This is a genomic window from Pantoea sp. R102, from assembly GCF_004916815.1.
GTDB lineage: Bacteria > Pseudomonadota > Gammaproteobacteria > Enterobacterales > Enterobacteriaceae > Pantoea > Pantoea dispersa.
The window spans coordinates 1-17,231 of sequence record NZ_SDFT01000118.1; the positions used below are offsets into that span (position 1 = coordinate 1).

The window sequence follows — 17,231 nt, forward strand, 5'->3', positions numbered from 1 at the left end:
CAGCAGCACGTCGAGCGGCTTGCTCGGCGCGATGTTCATTTCGGCACGGATATTACGCACCGCCACAATCGCCTGCTTCATCCACTCGATATCGGCCTTCGCTTCCGCGTCTTCCTTCGCCGCGTCATACTGCGGGAACGGCTGCAGCATGATGGTATCGTGGTCGATGTTCTTCAGCACTTTCACGCGCTGCCAGATGGTCTCGGTAATGAACGGGATGATCGGATGCGCCAGACGCAGCAACGCTTCCAGTACCGTCACCAGCGTGTTGCGCGTGCCGCGCAGCTCCGCTTCGCTGCCGCTGTTCATCACCGGCTTGGTCAGCTCCAGATACCAGTCACAGAACTGGTTCCAGGTGAAGTCGTACAGAATGTTGGCAGCGATATCAAAGCGATAGCTATCCAGCGCTTCACGGTACGCTTTCACGGTGCTGTTGAATTCCGTCAGGATCCAGCGATCCGCCAGTGACAGCTTCAGCTCGCCGCCGTTCTGGCCGCAATCCTGATCTTCGGTGTTCATCAGCACGAAGCGGCTGGCGTTCCACAGCTTGTTACAGAAGTTGCGGTAGCCTTCCAGGCGCTTCATATCCCAGTTGATGTCACGACCGGTGGACGCCAGCGCGGCGAGGGTGAAGCGCAGCGCATCGGTGCCGGAAGGCACGATACCGTCCGGGAACTGCTTCTCGGTGCGTTTGCGAATCTTCTCAGCCAGCTGCGGCTGCATCATGTTACCGGTGCGTTTCTCCAGCAGATCTTCCAGCGAAATGCCGTCCACCATATCCAGCGGATCGATGACGTTGCCTTTCGACTTGGACATCTTCTGGCCTTCTTCATCGCGGATCAAACCAGTCATGTAGACGGTTTTAAACGGTACCTGCGGCTTGCCGTTCTCATCTTTGATGAAGTGCATGGTCAGCATGATCATACGCGCAATCCAGAAGAAGATGATGTCGAAGCCGCTCACCAGCACGCTGGTAGGATGGAAAGTGCGCAGCGCTTCTGTGTTCTCCGGCCAGCCCAGCGTAGAGAATGTCCACAGGCCGGAAGAGAACCAGGTATCAAGCACGTCGTCATCCTGGCGCAGCGTTACGTCGGCGGCCAGATTGTTTTCCTGACGCACTTCTTCTTCGCTACGGCCGACATAGACGTTACCGTTGTTGTCGTACCAGGCCGGAATGCGGTGGCCCCACCACAGCTGACGCGAGATGCACCAGTCCTGGATGTCGCGCATCCATGAGAAGTACATGTTTTCGTACTGCTTCGGCACAAACTGAATGTCGCCGTTTTCTACCGCTTCCACCGCGACTTTCGCCAGCGGGGCCGTGCGCACGTACCACTGATCGGTCAGCATCGGCTCGATCACCACGCCGCCGCGGTCGCCGTAGGGTACCGTCAGATCGTGTGGTTTGATTTCGTCGAGCAGGCCGAGCTTGTCAACGGCCGCGACAATCGCTTTACGCGCGGCGAAACGCTCCATCTTCTGGAACTGCGGCGGAATTTCATCGGAACAGGCATCGCTGACTTCACCGTTGGTGTCGAACACTTCCGCACGCTCGCGGATGTCGCCATCAAAGGTCAGGATGTTGATCATCGGCAGCTTGTGACGACGGCCCACTTCGTAGTCGTTGAAGTCATGCGCCGGGGTGATCTTCACGCAGCCGGTGCCTTTCTCCATATCGGCGTGTTCGTCGCCGACGATCGGAATACGACGGTTCACCAGCGGCAGGATCACCTCTTTGCCGATCAGATCTTTGTAACGTGGATCTTCCGGGTTGACCGCCACGCCGGTATCGCCCAGCAGGGTTTCCGGACGGGTGGTGGCCACCACCAGGTAATCTTTGCCTTCGGCAGTTTTCACGCCGTCCGCCAGCGGATAGCGAATGTGCCACATTGAGCCTTTGCTCTCGCGGTTTTCCACTTCGAGGTCAGAGATCGCCGTGCGCAGTTTCGGATCCCAGTTCACCAGGCGCTTGCCACGGTAAATCAGGTTTTCTTTGTACAGACGGACGAAGACTTCTTTCACCGCGTTGGACAGGCCTTCATCCATGGTGAAGCGCTCGCGCTCCCAGTCAACCGAGTTGCCGAGGCGACGCATCTGGCGGGTGATGGTGCCGCCGGATTCAGCCTTCCACTGCCAGATTTTTTCGATAAAGGCGTCACGACCGTAATCCTGACGCGTTTTGCCCTCTTCAGCGGCGATCTTGCGCTCAACCACCATCTGGGTGGCGATACCGGCGTGGTCCGTACCTGCCTGCCACAGGGTGTTTTTACCCTGCATGCGCTGGTAGCGGATCATGGTATCCATGATGGTTTGCTGGAAGGCGTGACCCATATGCAAGCTACCGGTGACGTTCGGCGGCGGGATCATGATGCAAAAGCTTTCCTGGCTGGTATCGCCATTCGGTTTGAAGTAGCCCTGCTGTTCCCAGTGCTCGTAGAGCGGCTGCTCGATATCTTGCGGGTTATATGTCTTTTCCATATCTGCTATGTCGTTTGCGGCGGGGGTGGCGTCGCCGTATTCAATTGGAAACCAACGCTGCGATACGCTTTATAGCGGTCACGCGCCAGTTGTTTCAGGGATTCTTCATAAGGTACGAAGTCTATCACTTCATGGAAACCGGTAGCAAAATCTGCAAACTGCGGCAGCAGGCTGATCAGCAGATCGCGCGGCGCACTGCCGCGTCGCTGCGGCCAGGCCAGCTCAACCGGCGCGCCGTAGCGCGGGCCTTCGCCGGCCAGGTTGTGCGGCACAAAAGCGTTGGCCGGACGCTGCCACAGTGCTTCATCCAGCCGATTGGCCTGCTGTTCATCTTCGCAGGCAATCAGGATGCGCTTACCGTCTCGCCAGCGGCTGGCGGCCAAATCGCACACCAGCGCTTCGATGGCGCTTAAGCCGTCGCTGGCGCTTTCAGACTCCATGACGAAGAAGGTGGCGTTTTTCATGGCAGGTTATTTCCATCAATGACAGTGGGGCGCATTGTGCGACAGTAAGATTGCGGCGTCCAATAATAAGGTCGCCATCAATGGCGACCCTGTAAACCGTGCGGCTGATAATCAGGTCGCCATAAATGGCGACCCTACACCCGTAGGGTGCGCATTCATGCGCACCGTATCAATGGCCGCACGGTATTTAACGCATTTATACGCACCATCACACCCGTAGGGTGCGCATTCATGCGCACCGTTTCAATGGCCGCACGGTATTTAACGCATTTATACGTACCATCACACCCGTAGGGTGCGCATTCATGCGCACCGTATCAATGGCCGCACGGTATTTAACGCATTCATGCGCACCGTTCCAATGGCCGCACGGTATTTAACGCATTCATGCGCACCGTCGCAGCATTCGCCCCGGCTCTTAATCGTCGCCGTTCAGGCCAGCGCGGTTCAGCAGGAACTGCGACAGCAGCGGCACCGGACGGCCGGTCGCGCCTTTAGCTTTGCCGGAGCGCCAGGCGGTGCCGGCGATATCCAGGTGCGCCCAGTTAAACTTGCGCGCGAAGCGTGCCAGGAAGCAGGCGGCGGTAATCGCGCCGCCCGGACGGCCACCGATGTTGGCCATATCGGCAAAGTTGGACTCCAGCTGCTCCTGATACTCGTCGGCCATCGGCAGACGCCACGCGCGGTCGCCCGACTGCTCTGACGCGCTGATCAGCTCGTGCGCCAGCGGATTGTGGTTCGACATCAACCCGCTGACGTGATGACCCAGCGCAATCACGCAGGCGCCGGTCAGGGTAGCGACGTCAATCACCACTTCCGGATCGAAGCGCTCAACGTAGGTCAGCGCATCGCACAGCACCAGGCGGCCCTCGGCGTCGGTATTCAGCACTTCAACCGTCTGGCCGGACATGGTGGTCAGCACGTCGCCCGGACGCATCGCACGCCCGTCCGGCATGTTCTCACAGCCCACCAGCACGCCGACCACGTTCAGCGGCAGATTCAGCTCCGCCACCATGCGCATCACGCCGTACACCGACGCCGCGCCGCACATGTCATATTTCATCTCATCCATCGCCTCGGCAGGCTTGATGGAGATGCCGCCGGAGTCAAAGGTCAGCCCTTTACCTACCAGCACGATAGGGCGCGCATCGGCGTCGCTGCTGCCTTTGTACTCAATCACCGACATCAGCGACTCGTTGTGCGAACCGGCACCGACCGCCAGATAGGCGTTCATACCCAGCTCTTTCATCTGCTGTTCGCCAATCACGCGGGTGGTAACGTTTTTGCTGTACGCATCGGCCAGCTGACGTGCCTGCGACGCCAGATACGCGGCGTTACAAATATTCGGCGGCATATTGCTCAGGTCTTTCGCCGCTTTGACGCCGGCGGCAACGGCCAGGCCGTGCTGAATAGCGCGCTCACCGCTGGTCAGCTCACGACGGGTCGGCACGTTGAACACCAGCTTGCGCAGCGGACGGCGCGGCTCAACTTTGTTGCTTTTCAGCTGGTCGAAGTTGTACAGCGCCTCTTTAGAGGTTTCTACCGCCTGGCGCACTTTCCAGTAGGTATTGCGCCCTTTAACGTGCAGCTCGGTCAGGAAGCACACCGCTTCCATCGAACCGGTATCGTTCAGGGTATTGATGGTTTTCTGAATCACCTGTTTGTACTGGCGCTCATCCAGCTCACGCTCTTTACCACAGCCGATCAGCAGGATACGTTCGGACAGAATATTTGGCACATGGTGCAGCAGCAGCGTCTGGCCCACTTTGCCCTCCAGCTCACCGCGGCGCAGCAGCGCGCTGATGTAGCCATCGCTGATCTTATCCAGCTGCTCGGCAATCGGTGACAGACGACGCGGTTCGAAAACGCCAACCACAATGCAGGCGCTGCGCTGTTTTTCCGGGCTACCGCTTTTTACACTGAACTCCATGCACTCTCCTGAATCTTAAAGACAACGGCCTTAGCTGTCGTTAGAATGTAGCGCGTTCGTAACCCATTAATTTGTTGCGACGCCATGACAATTTAACGCCGGCGGCCATAATGAGTGGGGTGACAATGTGTTGTTTTTTCACCACCCTAACGCGTTCGTCATACTATTTTAGCTACCATGACGGCCATTGATGAAGAAAAATGGCTGATAAGCGTTGAAACTAGCGATTTTCCTGCAAAAAGACAAGTTTTCACAGGCGTACTAAGCGTGATCATCATTAGATATCTGGTTCGGGAAACGCTCAAAAGCCAGCTGGCTATCCTGTTCATCCTGCTACTTATCTTCTTTTGCCAGAAGTTAGTCAGGATTTTGGGTGCGGCGGTGGATGGCGAAATCCCAACAAATCTGGTTCTGACATTGTTAGGACTTGGCGTGCCTGAAATGGCACAACTTATCCTGCCCCTAAGCTTGTTTCTGGCGATTTTAATGACCCTTGGGCGGCTGTACACCGAAAGTGAAATTACGGTGATGCACGCCTGCGGGCTGGGTAAAGGCGTCCTGATTAAAGCGGCGATGATCCTGATGCTGTTCACCTCGCTGGTGGCGGCGGTCAACGTGATCTGGCTTGGCCCATGGTCCTCGCGCTATCAGGATGAAGTGACACAAAATGCTAAGGCCAACCCGGGAGCGGCGGCGCTGGCGGCGGGGCAGTTTCAGACCTCCAGCGACGGCAATACCGTGCTGTTCGTCGAAGACGTGAAAGGCAACAAGTTCGGCAGCGTGTTCCTGGCGCAGCTGCGACCGAAGGGCAATGCACGGCCATCGGTGGTGCTGGCCGACAGCGGCCACATGGAGCAGCACAAAGATGGCTCGCAGACCGTGACGCTGGACAAAGGCACGCGCTTTGAAGGCACGGCGCTGCTGCGTGACTTCCGTATTACCGACTTCGTCAATTATCAGGCGCTGGTGGGATACAAAGAGGCGGTGCTCGATCCTAACGATGCCGATCAGGCCGATATCAGCACGCTGATCAAAACCAAAACGCCGCAGTTCCAGGCGGAGCTGCACTGGCGTCTGACGCTGGTGTTCGCTGTGCTGGTGATGGCGCTGATGGTGGTGCCGCTCAGCGTGGTTAACCCGCGTCAGGGCCGCGTGCTGTCAATGTTGCCAGCCATGCTGCTCTACCTGATCTTCTTCCTGCTGCAGAGCTCACTGCGCTCCAACGCGGCGAAAGGCCGGTTTGATCCGGCGATCTGGATGTGGGTGGTCAACCTGGCGTATCTGGCGCTGGCGGTGGCGCTCAACGTATGGGATACCGTGCCGATGCGCCGTTTCCGCGCGCGCTTTAGCCGTGGAGGATCCGTGTGATGTTTAAGGTCCTTGACCGCTATATCGGCAAAACCATCTTCAACACCATCATGATGACGCTGTTCATGCTGGTGTCGCTGTCGGGCATCATTAAGTTCGTTGATCAGCTGCGTAAAACCGGGCAGGGCGCGTATACCGCGCTGGATGCCGGTTACTACACGCTGCTCAGCGTGCCGAAAGATATCGAGATCTTCTTCCCGATGGCGGCACTGCTGGGCGCGCTGCTGGGGCTGGGCACGCTGGCGCAGCGCAGCGAACTGGTGGTGATGCAGGCCTCCGGCTTTACCCGTCTGCAGGTGGCGCTGGCGGTAATGAAAACTGCGATTCCGCTGGTGCTGCTGACCATGGCGGTGGGCGAATTTGTCGCCCCGCAGGGCGAGCAGATGGCGCGTAACTACCGGGCGCAGCAGCTGTACGGCGGCTCGCTGGTTTCGACGCAAAACGGCCTGTGGGCGAAAGACGGCAACGACTTTATCTACATTGAGCGCATTAAAGGCGACAACGAGATCGACGGCGTCAGTATCTATCGCTTTACCGACCAGCGGCGTCTGCTGAGCGTGCGCTATGCCGCCACCGCGGTCTGGAATAAAGATCGCAAACTGTGGGAGCTGTCGCAGGTGGATGAGTCGGACCTGAATGATCCGAAGCAGATTACCGGTTCACAGAGCCTGAGCGGCGAATGGAAAACCAATCTGACGCCAGACAAGCTGGGCGTGGTGGCGCTGGACCCGGACGCGCTGTCGATCAGCGGTCTGTATAACTACAGCAAATATCTCAAACAGAGCGGCCAGGAATCCGGGCGCTACCTGCTGAATATGTGGGGCAAAATCTTCCAGCCGCTGTCGGTGGCGGTGATGATGCTGATGGCGCTGTCGTTTATCTTTGGTCCGCTGCGAAGCGTATCGATGGGCGTGCGCGTGGTGACCGGCATCAGCTTTGGCTTCCTGTTCTACGTGCTGGATCAGATCTTCGGGCCGCTGAGTCTGGTGTACGGTTTACCGCCGGTGCTGGGCGCGATTCTGCCGAGCGGCGCATTCTTCGCCATCAGTTTGTACCTGTTGCTGAAACGGCGGTAGTGAGGGTTGCAGGGGCGCGATTCAGGGCGCCCCTGTCATTCCCGCACCGTTACCGTAGGGTCGCCATTCATGGCGACCTTTTTTATTCATGGCGACCAGGTCGATGCCCGCACCGTTAGCGCAACGTCTGCAGCCAGCCCGGCAGCTGCGACAGCAAAAACAGCACCAGGCCAATGGTACCGCCCACCAGCGTGCCGTTGATGCGGATAAACTGCAAATCACGGCCAATGTTCAGCTCAATCTGTTGCGACATCTCGCGCGCATCCCAGCTCTTCACCGTATCGCTGATATGGCGGGTGAGAAACGCCGCAAACTCCGGCGCGACGCTGCGCGCAGCGTCTTCCAGATGCTGATTCATTGAGGTACGCAGTGCTTCATCGGCGGCCAGCGTTTCGCCCAGCCACAGCGCCGCCAGCCGCACCCGCTCCTGCACGCGCGAATCGTCACTGTTGAGGTCGCTCTTCAGCCAGCGGCGCAGGTCCTGCCACAGCTCGCCGATATAACGGTTAAACGACTCATCCTCTTTCAGCCAGTGTTTGATGGTCTCAGCGCGTTCGGCCATCTCCGGATCGCTTTTCAGTCGCTCTATCAGGCGCTGTACCGCGCGGTTAAAACCGAGGCGAAATTCGTGGCCCTGGTCGCGCGCCACTTCATCGAGAATCGAATCCACCGCGTTGGCGACCAGCTCGGCGCTGTGTTCGCCCAGCCATTCGGTCGGCAGCACTTTGGCCTTGATCGGATGTTCGCGTTTCAGCCAGCGCACAATCTGCAGCGCGATAAACTCGCGCGTGCCGGGTTTGTGCAGCAGACGCAGCAGCTGTTGCACAGCAGCGTCCAGCAGCTCCTGATGGCGATTGTTTTTGGTCAGGCTGTCCAGCAGCAGCGCGCTGGACTGGGTCAGATCGACCTTATCCAGTGCGCGATGCACCGCGCGGCGCAAAAAGCGCTGAATACGCTGATCGTCGGTGAGATCGAGGAAACCGCGCATCACCTGCAGCAGGTGGCGGCCAATGCGATCGGCGTTGCCCGGCGTATTGAGCCACTGCGCCAGCAGCTGTGACGGATCGTGGCGGCGAATCAGTGCCAGCAGCGAATCGGTATCAAGAAACTTCTCCTGCACGAAGCGGCCAAGATTCTCGCCGATGCGATCTTTGTTGCGTGGAATGATTGCCGTATGGCGCGAGATGAACGGCACCGGCACGCGACGAAACAGCGCCACCACCGCAAACCAGTCGGCCAGCGCACCGACCATCGCCGCTTCGGCAATCGCCTTCAGCCCCAGTACCCAGAACGTGGGCGGCAGAAACAGCGTCACGACAAAGGTCGCGGCGGCAATCAGCAGCAGCGACAGGGCCAGACGCTTGCTCCGTTTTAATTGTTGATATTTATCCATACCACGATCATAGCAGAGGGCGATTAACGGCGGCGTCCACCGAGCAGACTGCCCAGCACGCCGCGGATGATCTGATTGGTCACCTGGCGCGCCGCGCTTTTCGCCACGCTCTGTACCACGCCGTCGCGCTTGCCGCCGCGCGGCCCGGTGCTGCCGAACAGAATCTCTTTCAGCCCACCCAGAATGCCGTCATCCACCGCCACGCTATTGCCTTTGCTGGGCGGTGCATCGGCCTGCTGCGGCGCGGCCTGCACGCCTTGCTGTAACATTTCGAACGCCGATTCGCGATCGACGGCACTGTCGTATTTGCCGTACAGCGGCGAATGGTTGATCAGGCTGTTGCGTTCATCAGGAGTGGCCGGCCCCATGCGCGAGCCCGGCGCGATCACCATGGCGCGCTGCACCATCGACGGGCTGCCTTTCTCATCGAGGAAAGAGATCAGCGCCTCGCCGGTGCCCAGCGCCTGAATCGCCTCCACGGTATTAAACGCCGGGTTGGCGCGCATCGTTTCGGCGGCGCTTTTTACCGCTTTCTGGTCTTTCGGCGTGAAGGCACGCAGCGCATGCTGCACGCGGTTACCCAGCTGACCCAGCACATTATCCGGAATGTCCGCCGGATTCTGCGTGACAAAGTACACGCCAACGCCTTTCGAGCGAATCAGGCGAATTACCTGTTCCACTTTCTCCAGCAGCACCGGCGGCGCGTCGTTAAACAGCAGATGCGCTTCGTCAAAGAAGAACACCATCTTTGGTTTGTCAAGATCGCCGGCTTCCGGCAGCTGTTCATACAGTTCCGCCAGCAGCCACAGCAGGCTGGTGGCGTAGAGTTTCGGCTGCTGATAAAGCTTTTCCGCTGCCAGGATATTGATGAAGCCTTTGCCGTCAGCGTCGCAGCGCATCCAGTCACGGATATCCAGCATTGGCTCGCCAAAGAAGTGTTCAGCCCCTTGCTGCTCCAGCGCCAGCAGGCCGCGCTGAATGGCGCCCACCGAGGCGCTGCTGATATTGCCGTACTGCGTCTGAAATGCTTTGGCGTTATCACCGATGTATTGCGTCATGGCGCGCAAATCTTTGAAGTCCAGCAGCAGCAGGCCCTGATCGTCGGCAATACGGAAGATAATTTGCAGCACGCCGGACTGCACCTCGTTAAGGCTGAGCAGCCGCGCCAGCAGCAGCGGGCCGAGATCGGACACCGTTGCGCGCACCGGATGGCCCTGCTGGCCGAAGATATCCCACAAGATCACCGGATTTTTCTGCGCCTGCCAGTCTGTGACACCAATCTTGGCCAGCCGCGCCAGCAGCTTTTCCGAGCCGTCGCTTGCGGCCGCAATGCCGGAAAGATCGCCTTTGACATCGGCCATAAACACCGGCACGCCGATGGCGGAAAACGATTCCGCCAGCTTTTGCAGCGTCACGGTTTTACCGGTGCCGGTCGCGCCGGTTATCAGTCCGTGACGGTTAGCCATGGCGGGCAGCAGATGCAGTTGAAGGTCAGGCGTCTGGGCGATCAGCAGTGGGGTAGTCATGATGGTTGCGTTCTCCGGCATTGCGTAATGACTCAAAGAATAGCAAGCGGTGCGCGGGAGAGAGAGGGATATTTGGGTGAAAAATAAGGGGAGTTCCGGTTGCTGCCCGCGCGATCGGCCCTTCTCCCGCGGGCGGGAGAAGGCTGGGATGAGGGGCAGCGCGCAGCTACCTACCTCTTCTCTACCGCATCGAAAAACAGCAGGCTTACGCCGATGCCCTGCTGCACGTGGCTGACGTTATTGCGCACCGCCACCTGCTGCGCGCCCTGAAGCATCACCACGAACGGCGAATCCTGCTGTACGCGCTGTTGCAGCGCGGTATACAGCGCGCGGCGCTGGCTGGCGTCGCTCTCACCGGCTGCGGTGCGCGTCTGCGCGCTCAGCTCAGGAATCTCCCAGCCGACGCGCCACGCCAGCGTTTTCGAGCCGCCCGGCACGTTATAAGCAAAGGCGCTGGCGTTGGTATTCGGATCCACATAGTCGGCGCCCCAGTAAATAAAGATCGACTGGAAATCACGTCCGCGCATTTTGCTCCACAGTTCCGATTCCGCCACCGGCTGCAGCTCAATCTGCACGTCGGCTTTGGCAAAGCTGGCCTGCAGCGCCTGCGCCACGTCGATGTACGGCGGCTGGTTGATCACCGTCAGCGAGAATTTGCTGCCGGGCCTGATACCGCCCTGCGCCAGGATCGCTTTGGCTTTGGCCACATCGTAATGGAACGGCTGATTCTCCAGCGCGCCATCAAAGCCCTGCGGCAGGAAGCTCTGGTGAATACGGTACTGGCCTTTCAGCAGATCGCGTGAAATGGCGTTGTAATCCACCAGCCAGCGCGCCGCCTGCCACAGCGCCGGATTACCCAGCGCCGGCTGCGCTTTGTTTTGCGTATTAAACGCCAGGTAATAGACCAGGCTCGACGGGAAGGCCTCAATGCGCAGCTGCTGGTCGTTTTTCAGCGCATCGATCTGGTCCGGGCCCAGCTGGTACGCCACATCGACATCGCCCTGCTGAATCAGCAGGCGGCGCGCACCGGCATCGGCCACGCCTTTTAGCAGGATGCGTTTCAGCTGCGGCTGTGGGCTGGCGTGCGGATTTGCGCTCAGCACCAGCGCCTGCTGCGGCACATATTGCTGGATGCTGAATGCGCCGCTGCCCGCGGAGTGAGTGTGCAGCCAGCCGTTGCCGCTGTCGTTGGCGATGATGTGCTGCTGCACGGTTTTGCTGTCCACCACCGAGGCTACCGGCGCGGTCAGCAGGCGCAGCGCCAGGTCCTGACCAATCTGCGCTGGCCACTGAATCTCCAGCTGATGATCGTTCACAACCCGCAGCTGGCTGGCGATGTTCTCCGCCGTCCAGCCAAACTCAGCGAGAATAAACGACGGGGCTTTGTTGAGCTGCACCGCGCGCGTCAGCGAAAACACCACGTCCTGCGCGGTCACCGGGTTACCGCTAACGAAATGCGCATCCGGTTTCAGATTGAACACCAGGCTGTGCGGCGTGCTGCCGGGCTGCCATGAGGTGGCGAGCAGCGGCGCGAGTTTTTGTGGCGCATCGCGATCGGCCTCTACCAGCGTCTGATAAATGTTGCGCTGCACGCTGTTGCTGACGGTCTCAAAACTTTCTGCCGGGTCGAAGCTGATAATGCCGTCGAGCGGCACGGCCACCACCAGCGTGTCTTTTGGCGTGGCGGCCTGCAGGGCAAAGGCGCTGCTGAATAAGGTGAAGAACAATAAGAGTGCTCGCATCATGATTATCCTGAGTAATTGATGCGACGACTTTATCGCTGTCGCGCTGCTGGCTAAATGCCGGTTTGTTCTGAGCTGTGCCGGAAATAACAATTAATACCGGCAATTAACTAAACGGTTATTTTGTGCGCGCGCTGTCATATTCAGGAAATAAACCGCTCAGACGTTGCGCATTGAGCCAATAAGCGGTTATTGATAAGAATAAGCTCTGGTATGGAAGTGTGATTTTTTCTGATTAATTAAGCTGAGCGACTATTTCTCACCCCGATTTGTTTCAGTCATTTGCCCAGTCTCTGGCGCTAATCTCCTGGCATTTGTACGGTTAAAAGCGCAATTCCCGCTGCGAAAGCGCATCCACAGCGCCTGGCAACTTTTTGTCAGGTTGATGGTTTCTCATCAAAACACATTTAAAATTTAATTCTTACATCCTGAAATATCTGTATCCATAAGATTGCCAGCTTGTTTGCCGATTTATAAATCTATTAACAAAAATAATTCCCTTTCTTAGCAACTGAGAGTCGTCGCGCCATGCTTTTAGAAAAACCGACCACCAGACGTAAGTTTTTACTTGGGTCGTTGCTGGCTTTGCCATTAAGCGACCTGGTTTTAAAAGGACTGACTGCAGCCCAGGCTGCGGAAATGGCAGCACCGGACCTTGCCGACTATAAACCGATCTTTTTTAGCGCTGAGGAGTGGCAATTTATTCTGGCCGCGACCGATCGCCTGATCCCTGCCGGTGGCAACGGCAAAGCGCCGGGTGCGCTGGAAACCAACGTGCCGATCTTCATTGACCAGCAGCTGCACAGCCCGGAGTTCGGCGCAGAGATCTACCTGCAGGGGCCGTTTGACGTGCACGCGCCCGCCACCATGGGCTATCAGATCCCGTTCACGCCGCAGCAGATGTATCGCACCGGCATCAAACTGGTGGAGCAGTGGACGCAAAGCACCTACCACAAAGCGTTCTCGCAGCTGACGCTGGCAGAGAAAGACGCGGTGCTGACCAAAGTGAATAAAAACGACGGTATCGACTTCGCCGCGCTGGGTGAACCGAACCTGAAAGCCTCGCAGTTCTTCAGCCAGCTGCTTTCCGATACCAAACACGGCTACCTCGCTGACCCGATGTACGGCGGCAACAAAGGCATGAAAGCCTGGATCGCCATCGGCTTCCCGGGGGCACGCGCCAGCTTCACCGAGTGGGTGAAGCAGCACAACGTGCCGTATCCGCTCGGACCGGTCAGCCTGATGGGCGAACGCGCCTGAATCCCCGTATTTGGTATGTGAGACAGAAAAACATGGCACAGATTACAAAGAAAGAAGTCGACGTCGTGGTGTGCGGCCTCGGCTGGGCCGGCTCGCTGATGAGTATTGAACTGGCAATGGCCGGACTGGACGTGCGCGCCCTTGAGCGCGGCGGCGAGCGCGACTACCCGGATTTCGCTTACCCGAAACCGGCCGATGAGTACGCCTATAACGTACGCAACAAAGTGTTCGCCACGCCAAAAGAAGTGGCGGTCACCGTGCGTTACAACATGGACCAGACGGCGCTGCCAACCCGCAAATGGGGCGCGTTTGCTCCAGGTACCGGCGTCGGCGGCGCGGGCATGCACTGGACGGCGGTACTGATTCGCCCCACGCCCACCGATATCAAACTGAAAACCTACGTCGATCAGGCCTATAAGCCCGGCATCCTGCAGGATGACATGCGCGTGATGGACTTCCCGTTCACCTGGGATGAGATCGAGCCGTATTTCTACAAGTTTGAGCTGATTTGCGGCCAGTCTGGCACCACCGGCAACCTGCGCGGGCAAATTCTGGAAGGCGGCGATCCGTTTGAAGGCCCGCGTTCCGAGCCGTATCCGCTGCCGGCGCTGGACGATACGCTGAACAACGTGATGTTCAAAGAGGCGGCGAAGAAGCTGGGCTATCATCCGTTCCCGAACCCGTCAGCCTGCGTCTCACGCGCGTGGAAAAACCCGTACGGCAACCAGATCGCTCCCTGCAACTACTGCGGCTACTGCTCGAAATACCCGTGCCTGAACTACTCAAAAGCCTCACCGCAGACGGCAGTGATGGACGCGCTGAAACGCATGCCGAACTTCTCCTATGAAGTACATGCGGAAGTGTACAAAGTGGTACTGCACGACGACGGCAAAACCGCGAAGGGCGTGCTCTATTTCGACGCTGACGGCAACGAAGTGTTCCAGCCGGCGAAGATTGTGGTGCTCTCCAGCTTCCAGCTGTACAACGTGCGCCTGATGCTGCTGTCCGGCATCGGCAAGCCCTACAACCCGATCACCGAAGAGGGCGTCGTCGGGCGTAACTATGCGTTTCTGTCCAACGGCGGCGCTACGCTGTTCTTCAAAGACAAGAATTTCAATGCCTTCGCCACCGCTGGCGCGACCGGTCAGATGTTTAACGACATCTCGCCCGGCAACTTCGACGGTCCGGGACTCGGCTTCCTCGGCGGCGCCAAAATCCACAGTTCGCAGGCGACCGGTACGCCGATTGGCACCGCGCTGCCGAAAGGAACACCGAGCTGGGGCATGGGGTACAAAGAGGGGCTGGAGCAGTGGTACAACCATTCGATGAAGATCAGTATTACCACCACCTGCCAGTCGTACCGCGATATCTATCTGGATCTGGATCCGCACTACACCGACCATCGCGGTCAGCCGCTGCTGCGCATGACCTTTAACTGGAAACAGAACGAGCTCAAGCTGCAGCAGCACCTGAAAGGCATCGTTGGCGACATCGCCAAAGAGCTGAATCCGGACAGCATGAGCATGAGCTTCCTGCCGATGGGCGCTGACTTTGACCTGACCAAATACGTCTCTACCCACAACGTGGGCGGCGCGGTGATGGGCGACAACCCGAAAACCTCGGCGCTGAACAAGTACCTGCAAAGCTGGGATGTGCACAACGTGTTTGTGCCGGGCGGTAACGCTTTCCCGCAGAACTTCCAGGCGAACCCGACCGACACCATCGGCGCGATTACCCTGATGGCGGCGCAGGCTATCAAAGAGCACTATTTGCAGAATCCCGGCCCACTGGTACAGGCATAAGCACATGAAATTAAAATCATTGTTAATCGCTCACGCGGTGCTGCTGGGCAGCTGTGCGGTGCAGGCGCAGGCAGCAGATGACGCATCACTGATTAAAAAGGGCGAGTACCTGGCGCGCCTTGGCGACTGTATGGCGTGCCATACCGTGGCCGGCAAAGCGGATTACGCCGGCGGACTGGCGATTGAGTCGAACCTCGGCACCATTTACTCCACCAACATCACGCCGGATAAACAGCACGGCATCGGCAACTACAGCGAGCAGCAGTTCTCGGACGCGGTGCGCAAAGGCGTGCTGCCGGACGGCTCGCGCCTTTACCCGGCGATGCCGTACCCGGATTACGCCAAAATCAGCGATGAAGACCTGCACGCGCTGTACGTCTACTTCATGCAGGGCGTGAAGCCGGACAGCGCGCAGCCGCCGGAAACAAAGCTGAGCTTCCCGTTCAGCCAGCGCTGGGGCATGCGTTTCTGGAACTGGGCGTTTACCTCAGACAAGCCGTTCCAGCCGTTTGGCGGCGCGTCAGCGCAGGTTAATCGCGGTGCTTACATCGTGGAAAGCCTCGGCCACTGCGGCAGCTGCCATACGCCGCGCGGCCTCGGCATGAACGAGAAGGCGCTGGACAGCAGCGACGATCGCTTCCTCGCCGGCGGCAGCCTGAATAACTGGGAGGTGCCGTCGCTGCGCGGTGTGCCACGCTGGAGCGAGCAGGAGATTGTCGATTATCTGCAAACCGGACGTAACGATAAAGCCGCGGTGGGCGGCGAGATGACGTCAGTGGTGGAGCACTCCAGCTCGCACATGACGGATGCCGATCTGCAGGCGATTGCCGCTTACCTCAAGTTCCTCGGCGGCAATCCGCCGCTGCAGGCGTACGACGTGCAGGCGCAGCAGAAGACCGAAGCGAAGCTGACGGCGGCGAAGAATCTGTCCGAAGGCGAGCGTCTGTATCTCGACAACTGCGGTGCCTGTCACTTTGTCACTGGCAAGGGCGCGCCGGGGATTTTCCCGGAATTGGATCAGGCCACTATCGTCAATGCGCAGGATCCCAGCGGGTTGATTCACACCATTCTGGCCGGTGCGCAGCAGCCCTCAACGGAGAAAGCGCCGTCGACGCTGGCGATGCCGCCGTTTGCGTATCGTCTGACCGATGATGAAGTGGCGCAGCTGGCCACCTTTATTCGTCAGGGCTGGAGCAACCACGCGCCGGCAGTGACGAAAGAACAGGTGGCGGATGTGCGGAAAACGCTGCACTAAAACGTAGCGGCGCGACCAGGCGCGCTGTCCTGATGGCAATGCCCGGCGTCGCGAGATGGCGGGCATTGCGCGATGAATCGCGCCGCTACAGTACGGTGCGATTTTTTATTGTTTAATGAAAGGTGTGCGCCACTTCCAGCACGCCGTTGATGACAAACTGCACGCCCATACACACCAGTAAAAACCCCATCAGGCGCGAAATCGCTTCGATGCCGCCTTTGCCGACCAGCTTCATGATGGCGCCGGAGCTGCGCAGCGAAATCCATAAAATCACCGCCACCGCCAGGAACGTCAGTACCGGCGCGATGGCCACCACCCATGCGGGGAAATCGACGCCGGCTTTCACCGTCGAGGCCGAACTGATGATCATCGCGATGGTGCCCGGTCCGGCGGTGCTCGGCATTGCCAGCGGCACAAAGGCGATATTCACCGTTTCGCGCGGGTCGTCGCTGGCGTCGAGTTCATCCAGCTTGTGTTTGGCCTCCACCGAATGCCCGACCGGTTTGGCGGGGAACAGCATGCGAAAGCCGATAAAGGCGACAATCAGCCCGCCGGCCATGCGCAGCCCGGGAATGGAGATACCAAAGGTGTGCAGCACCGCGTTACCGGCGTACCAGGCGACCATCATAATCAGAAACACGTAGATCGACGCCTGCAGCGCCTGGCGATTGCGTTCCTGAAAGTTCATGTCACCCGCGAGGCCGAGAAACAGCGCCACGGTGGTTAACGGGTTAGCAAGCGGCAAAATCACCACCAGGCCGAGCCCAATGGCTTTGAACAGTTCCAGCATGATTTATTCCCTGGTTAATATCAGGCGCGCAGCTGCCAGCGCAACGGTCGCCATGAATGGCGACCCTACAGTATCCTGTGCACCGTTTTTTTCGTAGGGTGCGCATTTATGCGCGCAGCTGCCAGCGCAACGGTCGCCATGAATGGC

12 protein-coding genes are annotated in these 17,231 nt (G+C 58.7%); 5 read left to right on the forward strand and 7 right to left on the reverse strand.

Annotated elements, in window-relative coordinates; translation table 11 throughout:
* From valS to pepA, 3 genes are all read right to left on the reverse strand, one after another.
* On the reverse strand, positions 1-2,478 hold a 2,478-nt coding region (gene valS, locus ERD80_RS12940), incomplete at its 3' end, for a valine--tRNA ligase (protein WP_136547155.1).
* Positions 2,479-2,483: 5 nt separating this feature from the next.
* Complete coding sequence (locus tag ERD80_RS12945; RefSeq protein WP_021506718.1) at positions 2,484-2,942, reverse strand: DNA polymerase III subunit chi; 459 nt, start codon at positions 2,940-2,942, stop codon at positions 2,484-2,486.
* A 418-nt stretch (positions 2,943-3,360) separates the two neighbouring features.
* Positions 3,361-4,872 (reverse strand): leucyl aminopeptidase, encoded by a 1,512-nt coding sequence (pepA, locus tag ERD80_RS12950; protein ID WP_021506719.1) that lies wholly within the window; start codon positions 4,870-4,872, stop codon positions 3,361-3,363.
* A gap of 267 nt (positions 4,873-5,139) precedes the next feature.
* Here pepA and lptF point away from each other — a divergent pair, with 267 nt between their 5' ends.
* Positions 5,140-6,240: an LPS export ABC transporter permease LptF gene (lptF, locus tag ERD80_RS12955; RefSeq protein WP_031279533.1), complete on the forward strand. Its 1,101-nt coding sequence runs from the start codon at positions 5,140-5,142 to the stop codon at positions 6,238-6,240.
* A complete protein-coding gene (gene lptG / locus ERD80_RS12960; protein WP_136547157.1) occupies positions 6,240-7,316 on the forward strand; it encodes an LPS export ABC transporter permease LptG in 1,077 nt (358 codons plus the stop codon). Before lptF ends, lptG begins: the two co-directional genes overlap by 1 nt.
* A gap of 115 nt (positions 7,317-7,431) precedes the next feature.
* Here lptG and ERD80_RS12965 read toward each other — a convergent pair whose 3' ends face one another.
* The 3 genes from ERD80_RS12965 to ERD80_RS12975 form a co-directional block, all read right to left on the reverse strand.
* Positions 7,432-8,709 (reverse strand): DUF445 domain-containing protein, encoded by a 1,278-nt coding sequence (locus ERD80_RS12965; protein ID WP_132464325.1) that lies wholly within the window; start codon positions 8,707-8,709, stop codon positions 7,432-7,434.
* 23 nt (positions 8,710-8,732) lie between these two features.
* Positions 8,733-10,235 (reverse strand): helicase HerA-like C-terminal domain-containing protein, encoded by a 1,503-nt coding sequence (locus ERD80_RS12970; RefSeq protein WP_136547159.1) that lies wholly within the window; start codon positions 10,233-10,235, stop codon positions 8,733-8,735.
* Positions 10,236-10,405: 170 nt separating this feature from the next.
* The gene (locus ERD80_RS12975) at positions 10,406-11,977 is read right to left on the reverse strand and encodes an ABC transporter substrate-binding protein (RefSeq protein ID WP_136547173.1); all 1,572 of its coding nucleotides are present in this window, start codon (positions 11,975-11,977) and stop codon (positions 10,406-10,408) included.
* A 528-nt stretch (positions 11,978-12,505) separates the two neighbouring features.
* On the opposite strand from ERD80_RS12975, the gene ERD80_RS12980 reads away from it, so the two are divergent.
* Genes ERD80_RS12980 through ERD80_RS12990 form a run of 3 tightly spaced genes read left to right on the forward strand, consistent with a single transcriptional unit; the run spans position 12,506 to position 16,294 of the window.
* A complete protein-coding gene (locus ERD80_RS12980) occupies positions 12,506-13,237 on the forward strand; it encodes a gluconate 2-dehydrogenase subunit 3 family protein (RefSeq protein ID WP_031279537.1) in 732 nt (243 codons plus the stop codon).
* A gap of 32 nt (positions 13,238-13,269) precedes the next feature.
* Positions 13,270-15,039 carry a GMC family oxidoreductase gene (locus tag ERD80_RS12985; RefSeq protein ID WP_021506726.1) on the forward strand — a complete coding sequence of 590 codons (1,770 nt, stop codon included), beginning with the start codon at positions 13,270-13,272 and terminating at the stop codon, positions 15,037-15,039.
* Positions 15,040-15,043: 4 nt separating this feature from the next.
* Complete coding sequence (locus tag ERD80_RS12990) at positions 15,044-16,294, forward strand: cytochrome c (protein ID WP_136547161.1); 1,251 nt, start codon at positions 15,044-15,046, stop codon at positions 16,292-16,294.
* Positions 16,295-16,406: 112 nt separating this feature from the next.
* Here the strand turns inward: ERD80_RS12990 and ERD80_RS12995 are convergent, their stop codons facing one another.
* Positions 16,407-17,084 carry a MarC family NAAT transporter gene (locus tag ERD80_RS12995; RefSeq protein WP_021506728.1) on the reverse strand — a complete coding sequence of 226 codons (678 nt, stop codon included), beginning with the start codon at positions 17,082-17,084 and terminating at the stop codon, positions 16,407-16,409.
* Positions 17,085-17,231: the final 147 nt, after the last annotated feature.